Origin of the sequence: Kluyvera sp. CHPC 1.251 (assembly GCF_036759945.1) — a bacterium.
GTDB lineage: Bacteria > Pseudomonadota > Gammaproteobacteria > Enterobacterales > Enterobacteriaceae > Kluyvera > Kluyvera sichuanensis.
Map to the genome: position 1 here is coordinate 172,077 of NZ_JAPKIC010000008.1, position 15,830 is coordinate 187,906.

The following is a 15,830-nucleotide window of genomic DNA, read 5'->3' on the forward strand; positions in this document are numbered from 1 at the left end:
ATAAAATGGCAACACCAGGAAGTTTAACAATCGGGGGAGATTCTTCCCGAATCAATTCAACTCAGAACAGTAATAACAGCAGCGCTACCCGTAATAAGGGTGAAAACGGATTCACTATCCTTGCATCTGTTTATAATCCAGCTTCTGATAGCTACATTCAGAATTATCAGGCTATTGTGTTTGATGCCGTGACAGATACGGGAATACGTAGACAGGCAGGCATTACAAGCTATCCCGTTGAGAGCGGCTCAGAAGTGAGCGATCACGTTCAGATTAAGAATAATACATTCAAGCTATCGGGGATTATTACCGAAACTCCGGTAAGGCTTGAGAAAGATTTATTATACAGTGCTGGCGTTAATGGTACTCGTATTTCTCAGGCTATCCAGTATCTTGATAAAATCTTTGATAGTCGTCAACCTATTACATTAGTGACAGAGCACAAAGTGTATGAGAATGTCATTCTCTCTGGCATCAGTTACGATTATAAATCTGAATTTGCTATGCAATTCGATCTTGAATTTGAACAAGTAAGGCTTGTTAGCACTGCTACAGTTAATGTAATTGCAACTAAGACGCAGGGGAATAAATCTATTGGTGGTACGGTAAAACAGAAGGTAGTAAACAATGCACCTAAGAAAAGCGAAGGTGATACGGTTACTACGGAATTTAAGAAATAAATAAGGGCATTTTGCCCCTTTTACAATGAAGATGATTCGAGCTATACCAAGGAATCTACGTTCTCAAATGGGATGGATTTAAAAAGATAACCCTGTAACCCCCAAATGCCTACTTCACGCAAGATTTCCATACTTTTTCTATCCTCAATGCCTTCAATAATAATTTTGTCGCAGTATTTTTTAATTAATACAATTAATTCGTAGAAGGTTGGTTTTTTCACCTGCTCATTAAAGAAAATGCGATCTATTTTTACTACTTCAAAGTAACCTTCTATCAAACTAACTACATTCGAATTACCTGCCCCAAGGTCATCGAGCCACAGCCCATTCACACCCTGGCTCAGCGACTTTAACAAGGGGTTTTTTAATCCTTTATCTAAACCTGGGAAATTCTCAGAAAGCTCAAGTTTGATGAATGGCATCGATTCGAAAGTTTGTCTAAGTATGTAGTCATGACGTATCAGAAAAGCCATTTGCTGATCAATGTTCAGTGTACAAAATAGATTCTTTCGTTCGAACCACATTTGCATACTGGCAATGTTTCCGCATTGTTCGTATAGGAAAAGCCGTTTCCTATCTAAATCCCAAGATGAAATTACGAACTCAGGATGAAGGGGGCGTCCATCTGGGGAAATGAAGCGAGTGAGAAGCTCAACGCCCAACAATTTTTCGTCAATGCTTACTATAGGTTCAGCAATGAATGTAGTATCCATAACAAACACCTTAAATTTCTACATAGGTTCATTCATAATGTGGTCTTTGTAACAAAAAATCAATAATGGTTTCTGTTATTTAAGTGTTTAACCTACTGAATTTGGTGGTTTTTTTTTGGGATTTTAGTGTTATGTCTTTGATGGTTTTTTGTTACTATTTTAAGCTTGCTTTGTTCGTAAAGCAAGAATTAGCGTGTATTATTCATAAACAATAGCTTATTAATCTAATCAATTTGTTTATAAATAAGGGGCTTACGCCCCTTTTTCCGTTTCAGGGAAGATGATCTCTGGATAATCCACCATTTCCACATAGTCGGACAATTCTTTCATGGAACACCCCGCGCTGTATGTCTTGAATGCTTCTGTGGCTGCGGCTTGGGAAGAGTGCCCCGTGATGTAGCCTATACGCTGTTCGGGTACTCCGGCACGGTCAAGACACGTGATAAAATGCCCCCTCAAACTGTGAAAGCATTGGCGATCTGTAGCCATAGGCACTACGCGACGCCGTAAGCGGGTGAATGCCTGGGAATAGAACGGCCCCTTTTTCCCGTCTTTGCGTTCAATCTTGTTAGCCTGTGGTAACAGGTAATCTCCAGTGTTCAAACTCAGATAATAATCCACCATACCGATCAGAAAAGCGTGGATCGGTATGTGCCTAACCCCTGCTTTCGTTTTCGATTTGCTAATGAAGAAAGTCTGTATCCCTTCCACTATAACAACATCTGATTTTTTCAAGCTGGCGATTTCGTCCAGCCTTGCACCAGAGAACAAACCGATCAGAATGACGGCTCGTAGTTCTTCGTCTGCTTCGTTGAGCAGGGTAGATAGTTGATGCCATTCAAACGGCTGGTAGCTCTCAATAGTGCGCCGTGCTTCGAGGTTCATGCCGTGAAACGGATTAAGCGGCGCTATAGCGTCGTAGCGACGTTTGGCAAACTCATAGAGGCTTCCCAGTGACGTTAACCAGTTTTGCAGCGTCTGCCCTGCTACGTCGCGTTTCTGCTGTTCTTCGATGAAATCCGTAACCAGCCGCCGTCCTATCTGATCCAAACTGATATCAACTTTCCCGATGCTCTGGAGAAATACTTCCACGGCCCGCGCCGATTTGCTCAGTGTGGACAATGAACGCCGATCCCGGTAGGCAGTTGCGTATTCATCCCGTAATAGGCACAGGTGGGGAATCGAACTGGCTCGCTCCTCAATCAGGGGTTTGTTTTTATTCTTGCGGATCTGTGAGTGCAGGGAAGTGATCGCAACTTGAATGCGTTTGTCCTCTGTATCCGGCTTGAACTGTTCTTTCAGGTTGTTCCACTCTACCAGCATGTGATTGCGAAAGTGACGCGCCTTGTAAATGTCCCGTGTACCTGTACTTTTCCGGTACAGACGTTTACCGCCGAACATGTGGCGCATGTAAGACGGGATGTAGATCTGAAACTGCCATACCCCATCCGGTGAAAGATAAAGATACTCCTGGCCCTTGATTGTCATGAGACTGATCCTCTAAAATCTCGCAATCAAGTATCAATAATAGTTACTATGTTGATTCTCTGACCGTCGCGCTATGGAAAAATGAAACGTCGTTTCGATTCCCTTCGCCCGCTCCAGATTTTCTTCATATCTTGTTATTCCTGTCGAATCCTTTATCCAGATTAGTGATATACCCAATTGGCTAACGTCGAAGCTATCACTCAGCATTGGCACGTCGTTTCTACCGCACTTCCTATAGATCTTTATAATGATAAATCGCCATTTTAATGCACGAATTATCTTGTTTGTGCATGTTTTTGCATGATAGGTTGTTGGGCATCACCTGCGATTAAAACCAACAACCCATCTGGAGCACTAACATGAAAAGTATGATCGTATTGATCGTGGGCCCCGTTCGTAGCGGAACAAACGGTGATGAACGGTTGATGCATGAAAATCTGGCACGTATGGAAAAAGCGGCGCTGGCGGTTTACCAGAAAGGGCACATTCCAGTGATTGGTGAGTGGCTGGCCTTCCCACTGGCGACGGCTGCGGGTTCGCAAAAGGTCGGTGACTCCATCAGCGAAGCGTATCTCTACCCGGTAGCTCATCGGCTGCTGACGCGATGCGATGCGGTATTGCGCCTGGAGGGCGCTTCAATGGGCGCGGACAACGATGTTCGTATTGCGAATGAGTTGGGGCTTATGGTCTACCAGCGACTTGATGAAATGCCGGAAGCGGTGTGATGAAACAAGCGCTCGCGGCCATAAAGCGTGCGCTTTAGCAGGATTCTTATTTTCCCTGAAGCGTCTCAGAACACATATCCCCTTCGATAATCATGTTCTGAGCCAGCAGCCAGCGAGTGGGGGAATGGGCAATGGCGAGTCGATGCAGCTTCTCGAACTGCTCAGCATTTGCCTCTCCATTCACGCGGATCAGGTAATGTAAGGTATCCGGATTGCCGTTGATGTTGGATGCTCGAGCCAGCAGATCCAAACGGCAGTCAGTTTCAATTTCAAGATGCGTCAGGCGGATATGCTCGCGGGCGGCTTCACCCGCGAATGTTGCCATCATGCAGGCATTAAAAGCCGTTAGCAGCAGTGCTTGCGGGGTGGGCGCCGTATTGCGACCACCGAGAAGCCGGGGTTCATCGGCATGGATGATATGGCGCGTTGAGGAGTAACGGCGGCCACGGCGAAGACGGGTATGGCTAGTGGACTCACTTGCCATACCGCCACGCCAGGTGGTGACAATGCCGAACGACGCCGACTCGTTTTTCATCATTGCCTCCCCCTATTTTTGTGTGTCAGCCTTATCAGGCGTTACGACCAGCCATCACGCCACCGTCAACGTCCCAGATAGCGCCGGTGACCCAGCCTGCTTTATCAGACAGCAGGAAGGAGACGGCTTCAGCGACATCGGCAGGCGTACCGACGCGACCAATCGGGTGGAAGCTGTCAAAACTGTTCATAACGGAACCGACCTCTTCTTTCGGAATGAAGCCTTCGTAGATCGGGGTGTGTACCACTGCCGGAGAGACGGCGTTTACGCGGATCCCTTTACTGCCCAACTCAATAGCAAGATTTTTAGTCAACGCGTGCAGGCCCGCTTTCGCCATAGAGTAGGCAGAAGATGGCGTTGCGCCAATGGCCTGCTGCGCCCACATTGAACCGATATTGACGATAGCGCCCTGGATACCGGCATTCACCATGTTGCGCACCACATCACGAGTAATAAAGAAGGTCGCACGGTTGATGCTCATGTACATGTCGTAGTCCGCCATTTCGTGTTCGGTGAACGCTTTCGGGAAGAAGACACCTGCGGCGTTGACCAGCAGACTAATGTCCTGATGTTCCGCGTTAATGGTGTTAATGACGTGCTGCATTCCTTCTTCTTTCATCAGGTCGGCAATGATAATGGAGACCTGACCATCGGCCATCAGTGCCTGACGAGCCTGCTCTGCTTTATCCTGGCGATTACCCACCAGAACCACGCTGCCGCCATTTTTCAGTACCTGCTTTGCGGTTTCAAAACCCATACCGCTGGTACCGCCTACCACTAACAATTTTTTACCGGAGAATAATGTGCTCATTGCTGACCTCGATGGTGATGTTCATTTTCACGGCGACATGCCGTTTGCTGTGGGGCCATGATGGCAGCGAGTGCTGAGCGTGACGAATCAGAAGAAATCGCGTGACGATAAAGAAAAACTATCTCGTGATGCAACATTGATGTTTTCAAGCGGGGAGAGAAGGAGCGGGTATTACGGTGGGGGGGGAAATCACCATGGTTAAGGTCTGCCTGGTCGACCGTTTAATAGCCTACCAAAAAAGGCTGATTTTTATTCTGAAATAGATAGATAAATAGGAAGATATGTAACTAGTTATAGCGTTAACGCTTAATATTCATATTGTTGGGTGGTCTTACTATTGATAAAAAATAAATAACGTAAGTGACTAATTGTTTTATCTATTTGATTTATAATGATAAATATTAAATATAAAGATGTGTAAATTTAATGTAATTTAATCTTTGATGTGATCCGTGACACTATTTTTGGAAAGTCAATTGCTAATTACTTGAGATCCATCACGTCTCAGACATCAATACATTCATGAAATAAATCTTTACGATCTCGATCACTAAAACAAATCTTCTAAAAAAATAAAATGCAATTCCATAAAAATGAAACATAATTTCAATTGAGGGTTATTGCATGTTTAAGAAATCTCTGGTCATGATGGCTTTGTGTGGCGCCTCTTTCGCAGCATCTGCAGTCACTGTCGATCTCCGTCATGAATTCATTGATGGTGGTAAAACAGATAAAACTAACGCGGATCGTGTTTCCGTTTCTCACCGCTTTGCGAATGGCTTTGGCTTCTCGGTCGAAGCAAAATGGAAATCAGGTGGGAATAATACCGACCAGCCGTTCTCTGACTTTGTTGGTAACGGTCACGAAGAAACAATTAGCTATCAATATAAATTCAATAAAAACTTCTCTGTTCAACCTGGTTTTAATATCGAAAGTAACGACAGTCGCTCCATTTACAAGCCAAACCTGCGAGTGCAATACAGCTTCGATAATGGTTTCTACGTTGCTGCCCGTTACCGCTATGACTACACTCGCTACCCGTCAAATGCCAACAAAGATGATGACAAAGTCAACCGTGGCGATGCATGGGCAGGCTATGTGTTCGGCGACTGGCGTACCGAGTTGAACTATGTTTACGCACGTAGTACCGAAGGGACTGCACGTAACAATAACAAGCCATACTCTCAGGAATATAACGTCAAAGTGGCGTATAAAATTGATAAAAACTGGGCACCATACGGCGAAGTGGGCAACGTTGGCGTGAACGACCGTGATGATCGCCAGACCCGTTTCCGTGTCGGTGTAGCATACTCTTTCTAATACATACTTCTTTAGCGATGCCCCGATATAATTATCGGGGCTGCACTCTTTTATTTCCCATTCATGCACAGCTGGAAACCATCATTGTTTATTATTTAGTAGCCGCTATAGGCTATTTCTAATTATTTTATAGTGTACAGACACTTTCCCCTCCATCCCACGTATGAAAACTTTCTCGCTGTGGTTTTTCGCCGTAAGTGATGAATCTCACCCCCAGACAGGTCTATGCTTAGTCTCGAACCCATATAAAAAAATAGAGGCAATGTCATGGATAAGGAACTACTGGACGCAGGCTATCGTGTCTATACCGGGGAGAAGATTGATGTCTACTTCAACACGACGATGTGCCAGCACTCGGGCAACTGCGTACGCGGAAGCAGCAAGCTATTTAACCTGAAACGTAAACCGTGGATCATCCCGGATGAGGTTGATGAGCAAACGGTGGTGCGCGTTATCGACACCTGCCCAAGCGGTGCGCTGAAATACCGTCATCACGATTAAGAGAGGGAAACATGGATATTCTGGAAGGCCATAACAAGTTCTACGTTAACGACAGCGACGGTAATCAGGTGGCGGAAATCGTCTTTGTTCCCACCGGCGAGCATCTGAGCATCATTGAACACACTGATGTAGACGCGAGTCTGAAGGGGCAGGGCGTTGGCAAACAGTTGGTGGCTAAGGTGGTGGAGAAGATGCGTCAGGAAAAGCGCAAAATCATCCCGCTGTGCCCGTTTGCGAAACATGAATTTGATAACACCCGCGAGTATGACGATATTCGCGCCTGAAACGCCGCGCCAGCGTGAGCTGGCGCATCTTCACTAGCGAAGCTGTTCGAACAGCAGCGCCACGGCGATAAGCACCATCAACCCACCGGAAAAACGGCTGACAACCCGCGCTGCCTGCGGACGGCTAGCCAACAGCGCGCGTGAACCGTACCCCACCAGTAAATAGATAATCGTGCAGGTGATGAGATGCATTACCCCGAGTGCTGACATCTGCATTGCCACCGACCACTGGCCGTGGGGGTCGGTAAACTGCGGCAGCAGCGCCAGAAACAGCAGAAAGACTTTTGGGTTGAGGCCGCTGATGCACATGCCTTTCAGCGCCCATTGGTTCCAACCGCCGCTTTGCTGCGTGGCGCTGGATACCGTTGCTGGATGGCGTAACAGCGACACACCGAGCCACAGCAGATAACACGCCCCCAGCAGCGTAATCGCCGACAGCGCTAGCGGATGCCCCGCTATCAGCACGCCAACGCCCGCCACCACGATAATTGTCGCCAGCAAATGGCCGGACATCAGCCCCGCCACCGCAGGCACAATGGTGCGTCCGTGGATCCCCGCGCTAATGGTGTAGGCCCAATCGGCGCCCGGCGTCATGATAAGCAAAAACGAAACCAGCCAGAATCCCGCCACCAAACTCATTTCCATACCCGAATTGCCTCGCGCTTGCTCATCATGTTAACCCCGAAAACCCTTACTGAATGTCAGGAAAGAATATCGGTATTGCCGCGCAATGAGCTTTCAATGTTATGCTGGAAACCCGGCCTGAGAGAGAGAATCTTCTAAGTGGACAGCATTGATCGAAAAATTCTTGCACAGCTACAGGCCGATGGCCGTTTATCTATCACTGAGCTTGCTGAACGGGTAAATCTGAGCCTGTCTCCGTGTCACCGACGTCTGCGGGCGCTGGAACAGGAAGGGGTGATTACCGGCTACCGCGCTAACCTCGACCCAGGAAAAATGGGCTTTAACTTCGTCGCGTTGGTCTTTGCGACCCTGAAAGAGGGTGACAGGAAGGCGGTCAGCGCGTTTGAAGAGGCGGTGGAAGAGATCCCGCAGATCGTGATGGCCCAGCGGCTATTTGGCGACCCGGACTATCTGATGCAGGTGGTCACGCGCGATCTCTCCTCATTCCAGAAACTCTACGATCAAAAGCTGTCGGCGATGCCGGGTGTGCAGCACCTGCGCTCAACGCTGGTGATGAAAACGGTAGTGCAGGACCGGCCTTTCCCGCTGGAGACGCTGAAATAACCCCAGTCACAAAGTATTTGGCTGAAACGATTCGTGTGCTAATATTCATTCACAGGGGATGGCATTCCCCCTTGAACCGCCGTGTGGCTGATGATGCCTGTTTGTATTCCTGGACCGGGAATGAACAGGCACACCTCTACTGCGTCCAGGATGATTAATTCATCTGAGGATGCGTCAATGCTCTCTGAACACTTCGCTCGTAAAAACTCGCTTTTCTTCCTGATACAGTGGCTCCTGCTGGCTGTAGTTATTGCCATACTCGTCGGCTCCGCATCTGCCTTATTTCTCTTCTCGCTCGACTGGGCGACCGCCACGCGCCTTCAGCATCGCTGGCTTATCCTGTTACTACCTTTCGCTGGCTTTGCTGTGGGCTGGATCTACCTGCGCCTCGGCCGTTCGGTAGAGGCGGGGAATAATCTGATACTGGAAGAGGTCCACAGCCCGGCGAATACGATTCCACTGCGGATGGCGCCGCTGGTGTTTATCGGCACGGTGGTATCCCATCTTTTCGGCGCGTCGGTTGGCCGTGAAGGCACGGCGGTACAAATGGGCGCCTCGATTGCCGATCGGTTCACGCCGCTGTTAGGGCTGGATAACGATGCGCGTCGGATGGTGCTGATGGCGGGCGTCAGCGCAGGCTTTTCTTCCGTATTTGGTACGCCGCTTGCCGGGGCAATTTTCGGCCTTGAGGTGATGGCGATAGGCCGCATGCACTACACCGCGATTTTCCCCTGTCTGGTCGCGGCGGTGGTGGCAGATCAGGTTGGCCTGATGTGGGGCGTGCACCATACGCATTACGCGATGTCATCTATTCCGATGATGTCGGTCTGGGTACTGGGTGCCGTTATTGTGGCGGGCTGCTGCTTCGGCCTGGCTTCCCGGGTGTTTGCCGATGCCACTCACCTGATTGGCGGCATGATGAAAAAACGGATTGCCTATGCGCCGCTGCGCCCGTTTATCGGTGGGGTGGTGGTCGCTGCGGCGGTCTATCTGCTACATGCTGACCGCTACATTGGTCTTGGTATTCCGGTGATTGTGGATGCCTTCCAGCACCCGCTGGCGCCGTGGGATTTTCTTGGCAAATTGGTCTTTACCGTCACCTCGCTGGGCAGCGGGTTTAAAGGCGGGGAGGTGACGCCGCTGTTCTACGTCGGCGCTACGCTTGGCAATGCGCTGGCACCGTTGCTGCATCTGCCGTTTGCCTTCCTTGCAGGGTTGGGATTTGTGGCGGTCTTTGCCGGTGCGGCGAATACGCCAATTGCCTCGACGCTGATGGCGATTGAACTGTTCGGCGCGGATATCGGCGTGTATGCCGCGATGGCCTGCGTGGTGGCCTATCTGGTCTCGGGCTATACCGGTATTTATCGTTCCCAGCGGGTAGCCTGCCTGAAGCACAGCATCGTGCCGGAAGGGATAAAGCTGGCGGAGCTGCCTGCCTGGCAGCGTGAAAATTGTCACCCGGAATCTGTCGTTGTCGAAGCTAAAGAGGAAAACTGACGCTTATCCGGCCTACAGGCCTCCCCTGGCCTTATTGCAAAAATGTAAATAACTAACTCAATATTTGTTATTTCAGAATGGCTGCGCATTCTGGCTATCTTGGTTCCAGCCCACTTTCGGCATCGAATCAGGAGAAACCAGAATGAGCAGACAAATCAAATTAGGGGCTTTCCTTCCTGGTGGCGGCCAGCATATCGCGGCGTGGCGTCACCCTGATGCTCCCGCCGATGGCGCGACCAGCTTTGAATTCCATAAGCAGCTTGCCCAGACCGCAGAACGCGGCCTGTTTGATGCCTACTTTCTGGCTGATGGCCTGGCGATCCCCGCTTCCGGCGTGACCGACGGCGGTACCGCGAAAGTGGCGGGCTTCGAGCCGGTGACCCTGTTTTCGGCGCTGGCGCCATTGACGCAAAATATCGGCTTTATCGCCACCGCTTCCACCACTTACGAAGAACCCTATAACCTGGCACGCAAGTTTGCTTCGCTGGATCTCATCTCCGGCGGGCGCGCGGGCTGGAACGTGGTGACCACCGCTACCGAAGCCGCGGCCCACAACTTTAATCTGGATACCCAGCATCCGCATGAGTACCGCTACCAGCGGGCGAAAGAGCACGTCGAAGTGGTGAAAAAACTGTGGGACAGCTTTGAAGACGACGCGTTTTTACGTGACAAAGCCTCGGGCCAGTTCTTTGACCGCAGTAAGGTGCACAACACCGATCACGTCGGTAAATTCTTTAAGGTCCGCGGGCCGCTGAACGTGCCACGCTCGGCGCAAGGTCAGCCGGTGATTGTGCAGGCGGGGCAATCTGAAAGCGGCCGTGCGCTGGCTGCCGCGACGGCCGAAGTGATCTTTACCTCGCATCAGCATCTCGACACCGCGCAGGACTTCTACCGCGATATCAAATCACGTGCTCGCGCCGTCGGCCGTAACCCTAACCATGTGCTGATTATGCCTGGCGTCGCGCCGTTCATTGGGCGAACGGAGGAAGAGGCGAAGGAGAAGTACCACAAGCTGACCTCGTTGATTGTCGAAGCCGACGGCATCGCCCTGCTGAATGGCCTGGCCGGTGGCGGTATCGATCTCGGGAAATTCGACCCGGACGGCCCGCTGCCACCGCTACCGGTGACCGAAGGGATGAAATCGCGCCCCGAGCTGATTCGCCAGATTGCCGATGAAAACAACTTCACCATTCGCCAGCTCTACCAGTGGGTGGCGACCGCTCGCGGTCATTTCACCGTGGTGGGCAGCGCCGAACAGGTGGCAGATACGTTGCAGGAGTGGTTTGAAAACGAAGCCGCCGATGGCTTCAACGTGCTGCCGCCGTGGCTTCCGGGCGGCCTGGACGACTTTATCGAACTGGTGGTGCCGATTTTACAAAAACGCGGGCTGTACCGTACTCAGTACGAGGGCAAAACGCTGCGTGAAAATCTGGGGCTACCGTTTGCCAGCAACCGCTACAGCGCCGTGCGTAACAGCAAAGTGGCTTAAGGAGGCGTAATGTTCTATTCCACGACCCGAATTCGCCTGAAGGCGCGCGTGCAGGCGAAGCCTGCCTACCAGGTGTGGTATCAACGCAGCCTGTCGCTGATCGCGCGCTATGGCCTGCTGGTGCTGTTCTTTGCCGGCTGGCAGATTGCCAGCACCGCCGGTTGGCTGAACGCGGCGATCATCCCGCCGCTGGATAAAATCTTTGTCGCCCTGTGGAACGGTATGACTCAGGGCGCGCTGCTGGGTGACATTACCATCAGTCTTCAGCGTGCCGGGCTGGCCTTCGCCGCGGCTATCGTGGTGGGGATCCCGCTGGGGCTGTTTATGGGCCAGATTCGCCCGCTGGAACAGGCGCTGGATCCTATCCTGCAACTGTTCCGTCAAACCTCGGCGCTGGCGCTGTATCCGATCTTTATCCTGCTGCTGGGCTTAGGGGAAACCTCCAAAGTGTTCGTGATCTTCTGGGCGGCGCTGTTCCCGATTCTGCTGTCGACCATCAGCGGCGTGAAGGAGGTGGATACCAAACTGCTGGAGATGGCGCGCACCTTTGGCGCCGGACGCCTGACGCTGTTCTACCGGGTAATAGTTCCCGCTTCCGTTCCCTCTATTTTTATCGGCCTGCGCCTGTCGGCCACCACCGCGCTGCTGCTGCTGATTGCTGCCGAAATGATCGGGGCGAATCAGGGGATCGGTTTCAGGGTGATGAATGCGCAATATAACTTCCAAATACCCATGATGTTTGCCGCGATATTTCTACTGGCGTTTGCCGGGTTATTAGCGAACGCGATTCTGGTCGTACTGCAACGTCGTCTGTGTCGATGGAATATCCGTAGCCGTTAATTTTGCACGTTATTTTGCGTTTTTACTTATCGCCATAAAGGAATTTTTATAATGAAAAAACAGTTCTATTCTGCGTGGGTTGCGGTACTTTTCTTATTGGGTGTGAGTGCGTCGGTTCGTGCTCAGGATGAAGTGACGATGCGCTATATGGCGAGCTATGGCGGTATTTCCGCTCACGAACTGGCGGAAGCGCTGGGATATTTTAAAGGTACCGGCGTGTCGATTAAAAATGCCGGTTACGCCAGCGGTGGCCCGGAGTCTTTATTTGCTCTGGCGTCCGGCAGCATTGATGTTGGTTCAGCGGCGACGCCAGCGGTCATTAATGCCATTGCCAACGGTAACGACTTTGTGGCGGCTTACCCGACCAACGGCATCAATGAAACCACCAAATCCATCTTCTACGTGAAGGAGGATAGCCCGATTAAGTCCATCAAAGATTTAGTCGGAAAAAGCGTGGCGGTAAACACCCTGGGCGCGCATCTGGACTATACCCTGCGGGAAGCGCTGCATCAGGCAAACCTGCCGGAAAACGCCGCCAGACCGGTCGCGGTTCCGGGCCCTCAGCTTGAGCAGACTCTGCGTTCGGGCCAGGTTGACGTTGCCGCCTTTGGCTACTGGCAGACCACCTTCGAAGGCGTGGCGCGTAGCCACGGCGGCCTGCGCCCGATCTTCAACGATGCGGACGTGCTGGGGCCGATTGCCGGTGGCTTTACGGTGCTGCGTTCCGACTTCGTCAAACAGCACCCGGATGCGGCGCGCATCTTCGTGGTTGAGTCGGCTCGTGCGCTGGATTATGCCCGCGACAACCCGGCGCAGGTGCGCGACATTATGGCGAAGATCCTTAAAGAACGCGGCGAGAACCCGGACGTGGCGCAGTACTTCACCGGCTACGGTGTCCGCAAAGGCGGTCTGTCGGAACCTCATGATGTGCAGTTCTGGCTGGATATTCTTGAGCGCGATGGCGTGCTGAAAAAAGGCCAGCTTAAAGCGTCAAATATTTTGCTGAAAACGGAAGGTGTATGATGACATCAACCACGCAGACCGCCCGCGGCGATATCTCGATTTGTCGTTTACGCAAGACCTTTTCCCTTGAGGGGAAGCCGTTTGACGTCTTCCGCGACCTCAATTTACAGATTGAAAGTGGGCAGAGTATCGCCATCGTTGGCCCCAGCGGCTGCGGCAAAACCACGCTGCTGCGAATTCTCGCAGGGCTGGAAACGCCGGATGCGGGCGACGTGGTGGTTGATGGTCAGGCGGTACACGGAATGAGCCGCGAGCGGGCAGTGATTTTCCAGGAGCCGCGCCTGCTGCCGTGGCTGACGGTGCTGGAAAACGTCAGCTTTAGCCTCGACGTGCAGGGCGTGCCGCGCAAGCAGGCCAGGGCGCGGGCGAAAGAGGCGATTGAGCTGGTGGGGCTTAGCCACTGCGAGCAGGCGCTGCCCAACCAGCTTTCCGGCGGCATGGCCCAGCGCGTCGGCATTGCCAGAGCGCTGACCATTCAGCCGGAAATTCTGCTGCTGGATGAGCCGCTAGGGGCGCTGGATGCGATGACCAAAATCACCATGCAGGAAGAGCTGGCGCGCATTCGCGATGCGGAAAAGATGACGATGGTGCTGGTGACGCACGATCTGGAAGAGGCGATTTACCTTGCCGATCGGGTGATTATTTTGCCAAAAATTAAAGGCGACCCGATTCGTACCATTGAGGTGACATTACCGCGACCGCGTGAACGTAGCAGCACGGATTTTGTTCTATTACGCCAGCAGCTTATGGCGGAATTCGGCCTGCATTAATTACTGAATTAAACTCAAATTATTTAAATTTTATTTCCACGCAAACAATACGGATGCTTTTTTTAATTAAAAAAAGCGGGGTGGGTAGTTTGTTAATAACTCTAAGTGGAAAGTGAGTGGTATTTTAAAATAATGTAAAAGTGCGCTACTATTAGCGCACACATTACATTTAGCTATGCGAATATCATCATTATGCCTGCTATTAATAAAAAACTATTTACCCTGGCGACCATCGCGCTGCTGGTCAATTCAGCGGCTTACGCAGATACCGATACCACCGAAAAAACCGACGTTCTGCTGATTGGCGGCGGGATCATGAGCGCCTCACTGGGCACCTGGTTACAGGAGTTACAGCCTGACTGGAAACAGGTGATGGTGGAGAAGCTTGATAAAGTCGCGATGGAATCTTCTAATGGCTGGAATAACGCCGGTACCGGCCACTCCGCTAATATGGAGTTGAACTACACGCCGGAGCGCCCGGACGGCACCATCGACGTGACTAAGGCGCTGGAAATTAACGAACAGTTTATGATTTCCCGCCAGTTCTGGTCCTCGCAGGTGAAGCGCGGCATTCTGAATAATCCCCATAGCTTTATTAATTCCACGCCGCACATGAGCTTCGTCTGGGGCGATAAAAACGTGGATTACCTCGGTAAACGTTACGATGCGCTGCAGAAAACCACGCTGTTCCAGGGCATGAAATTCTCCACCGATCATCAGCAAATTGCCCAGTGGGCGCCGCTGGTGATGGCCGGTCGTGACCCGCAGCAAAAGGTCGCTGCTACCTGGACGCCGGTCGGTACCGATGTTAACTACGGCGAAATTACCCGTCAGCTGATCGGCAGCCTGCAGAAGAACAACCACTTCACGCTGCAAACCTCCTCTGAAGTGACTGAATTCAAACGCAACGGCGATAACTCCTGGCACGTCACCATTGAAGATGTGAACAGCGGTAAGCAGCATGCTATCGATGCGAAGTATGTCTTTATCGGTGCCGGCGGTGGGGCGCTGAAGCTGCTGCAGAAAACCGGTACTCCGGAAGCAGACAATTACGCGGGCTTCCCGGTTGGCGGCTCTTTCCTGATGACCGAAAACCCGGACGTCACTCGTCAGCATATGGAAAAAGTGTACGGTCAGGCTTCCGTGGGTGCGCCACCGATGTCGGTGCCGCATATCGATGCGCGCTTTATCGATGGCAAGCGTGTGGTGCTGTTTGGGCCGTTCGCGACCTTCTCCACCAAGTTCCTCAAACAGGGTTCGTTCTTTGACCTGCTGAGCACCACCACGACCAGCAACGTGATGCCGATGACCCATGTGGGTCTGGATAACTTCGACCTGGTGAAATACCTGGTGAGCCAGGTGATGCTGAGCGATGACGACCGCTTTGCCGCGCTGAAAGAGTACTACCCAGAGGCGCGTAAAGAGGACTGGAAGCTGATTCAGGCAGGCCAGCGCGTGCAGATCATTAAGAAAGATGCGGACAAAGGCGGCGTGCTGAAGCTGGGTACCGAAGTGGTGGTTGACCAACAGCGCACCATCTCTGCGCTGCTGGGCGCATCACCGGGTGCCTCTACCGCTGCGCCAATCACCCTGAACGTGATTAAAAAGCTGTTCCCGGATCAGTTCAACTCACCTGAATGGCAGAGCAAAATTCGCGGTATCGTACCGAGCTTTGGCCAGAACCTGAACGGCAACGTTGCGCTGACCCAGCAGGTTTGGGATGACACAGCCGCCACGCTCGAGCTGACCAAGCCGCCGGTGATTCAGATGCCAGCGGCCCCAGTTGCTCAGGCAAAACCGGCAGAGCAGCCTGCGAACGCGTCACCGCAGCACGATATGGCGCTGTAATATCGTTGTGATTGCCGGATGGCGGCTTCGCCTTATCCGGCCTACAAAAAAAGCCTGT

At 51.7% G+C, this 15,830-nt stretch carries 17 protein-coding genes and 1 riboswitch; of the genes, 12 read left to right on the forward strand and 5 right to left on the reverse strand.

Annotated features, from left to right (window positions below; translation table 11 throughout):
* The first annotated feature begins 5 nt into the window (after nt 1–5).
* Complete coding sequence (locus V6940_RS16555; RefSeq protein ID WP_333496573.1) at nt 6–680, forward strand: phage baseplate protein; 675 nt, start codon at nt 6–8, stop codon at nt 678–680.
* A gap of 41 nt (nt 681–721) precedes the next feature.
* Here the strand turns inward: V6940_RS16555 and V6940_RS16560 are convergent, their stop codons facing one another.
* On the reverse strand, nt 722–1,393 hold the full coding sequence (locus tag V6940_RS16560) for an EAL domain-containing protein (RefSeq protein ID WP_333496574.1): 672 nt from the start codon (nt 1,391–1,393) through the stop codon (nt 722–724).
* Between the two features lie 252 nt (nt 1,394–1,645).
* On the reverse strand, nt 1,646–2,881 hold the full coding sequence (locus V6940_RS16565) for a tyrosine-type recombinase/integrase (RefSeq protein ID WP_063215958.1): 1,236 nt from the start codon (nt 2,879–2,881) through the stop codon (nt 1,646–1,648).
* 359 nt (nt 2,882–3,240) lie between these two features.
* Here V6940_RS16565 and V6940_RS16570 point away from each other — a divergent pair, with 359 nt between their 5' ends.
* Nucleotides 3,241–3,606 (forward strand): NUDIX hydrolase, encoded by a 366-nt coding sequence (locus tag V6940_RS16570; protein ID WP_333496575.1) that lies wholly within the window; start codon nt 3,241–3,243, stop codon nt 3,604–3,606.
* A 46-nt stretch (nt 3,607–3,652) separates the two neighbouring features.
* On the opposite strand, the gene V6940_RS16575 is transcribed toward V6940_RS16570, so the two are convergent.
* Together V6940_RS16575 and V6940_RS16580 are read right to left on the reverse strand one after the other, a co-directional pair.
* Nucleotides 3,653–4,141 (reverse strand): OsmC family protein, encoded by a 489-nt coding sequence (locus V6940_RS16575; RefSeq protein WP_333496576.1) that lies wholly within the window; start codon nt 4,139–4,141, stop codon nt 3,653–3,655.
* Between the two features lie 34 nt (nt 4,142–4,175).
* Nucleotides 4,176–4,952, reverse strand: a complete 777-nt coding sequence (locus tag V6940_RS16580; RefSeq protein ID WP_333496577.1) for an SDR family NAD(P)-dependent oxidoreductase — start codon at nt 4,950–4,952, stop codon at nt 4,176–4,178.
* 624 nt (nt 4,953–5,576) lie between these two features.
* On the opposite strand from V6940_RS16580, the gene V6940_RS16585 reads away from it, so the two are divergent.
* The 3 genes from V6940_RS16585 (at nt 5,577) to V6940_RS16595 (ending at nt 7,057) form a co-directional block, all read left to right on the forward strand.
* Complete coding sequence (locus V6940_RS16585; protein ID WP_333496578.1) at nt 5,577–6,272, forward strand: porin; 696 nt, start codon at nt 5,577–5,579, stop codon at nt 6,270–6,272.
* 267 nt (nt 6,273–6,539) lie between these two features.
* Entirely contained in the window at nt 6,540–6,773 is a 234-nt protein-coding gene (yjdI, locus tag V6940_RS16590) for a 4Fe-4S mono-cluster protein YjdI (protein WP_333496579.1), read from the forward strand.
* Nucleotides 6,774–6,784: 11 nt separating this feature from the next.
* Complete coding sequence (locus V6940_RS16595; RefSeq protein ID WP_333496580.1) at nt 6,785–7,057, forward strand: GNAT family N-acetyltransferase; 273 nt, start codon at nt 6,785–6,787, stop codon at nt 7,055–7,057.
* A 33-nt stretch (nt 7,058–7,090) separates the two neighbouring features.
* Here the strand turns inward: V6940_RS16595 and V6940_RS16600 are convergent, their stop codons facing one another.
* Entirely contained in the window at nt 7,091–7,702 is a 612-nt protein-coding gene (locus V6940_RS16600; RefSeq protein ID WP_333496581.1) for a LysE family translocator, read from the reverse strand.
* Nucleotides 7,703–7,840: 138 nt separating this feature from the next.
* On the opposite strand from V6940_RS16600, the gene V6940_RS16605 reads away from it, so the two are divergent.
* The 7 genes from V6940_RS16605 to mqo all read left to right on the forward strand — a co-directional run bounded on the left by V6940_RS16605 (nt 7,841) and on the right by mqo (nt 15,772).
* The gene (locus V6940_RS16605) at nt 7,841–8,305 is read left to right on the forward strand and encodes an Lrp/AsnC family transcriptional regulator (RefSeq protein ID WP_185670007.1); all 465 of its coding nucleotides are present in this window, start codon (nt 7,841–7,843) and stop codon (nt 8,303–8,305) included.
* Nucleotides 8,306–8,350: 45 nt separating this feature from the next.
* A riboswitch (Fluoride riboswitch) is annotated at nt 8,351–8,412 on the forward strand.
* Between the two features lie 70 nt (nt 8,413–8,482).
* Nucleotides 8,483–9,802 (forward strand): voltage-gated chloride channel family protein, encoded by a 1,320-nt coding sequence (locus V6940_RS16610; protein WP_333496582.1) that lies wholly within the window; start codon nt 8,483–8,485, stop codon nt 9,800–9,802.
* A gap of 142 nt (nt 9,803–9,944) precedes the next feature.
* Nucleotides 9,945–11,291, forward strand: coding sequence for an LLM class flavin-dependent oxidoreductase (locus V6940_RS16615; protein ID WP_333496583.1), 1,347 nt, complete (start codon nt 9,945–9,947; stop codon nt 11,289–11,291).
* A gap of 9 nt (nt 11,292–11,300) precedes the next feature.
* Complete coding sequence (locus V6940_RS16620; protein ID WP_333496584.1) at nt 11,301–12,131, forward strand: ABC transporter permease; 831 nt, start codon at nt 11,301–11,303, stop codon at nt 12,129–12,131.
* 51 nt (nt 12,132–12,182) lie between these two features.
* On the forward strand, nt 12,183–13,154 hold the full coding sequence (locus tag V6940_RS16625) for an ABC transporter substrate-binding protein (protein WP_333496585.1): 972 nt from the start codon (nt 12,183–12,185) through the stop codon (nt 13,152–13,154).
* Nucleotides 13,151–13,924: an ABC transporter ATP-binding protein gene (locus V6940_RS16630; protein ID WP_333496586.1), complete on the forward strand. Its 774-nt coding sequence runs from the start codon at nt 13,151–13,153 to the stop codon at nt 13,922–13,924. Before V6940_RS16625 ends, V6940_RS16630 begins: the two co-directional genes overlap by 4 nt.
* Nucleotides 13,925–14,116: 192 nt before the next feature.
* Nucleotides 14,117–15,772: a malate dehydrogenase (quinone) gene (gene mqo / locus V6940_RS16635; protein ID WP_333496587.1), complete on the forward strand. Its 1,656-nt coding sequence runs from the start codon at nt 14,117–14,119 to the stop codon at nt 15,770–15,772.
* The last annotated feature ends 58 nt before the right edge of the window (nt 15,773–15,830 follow it).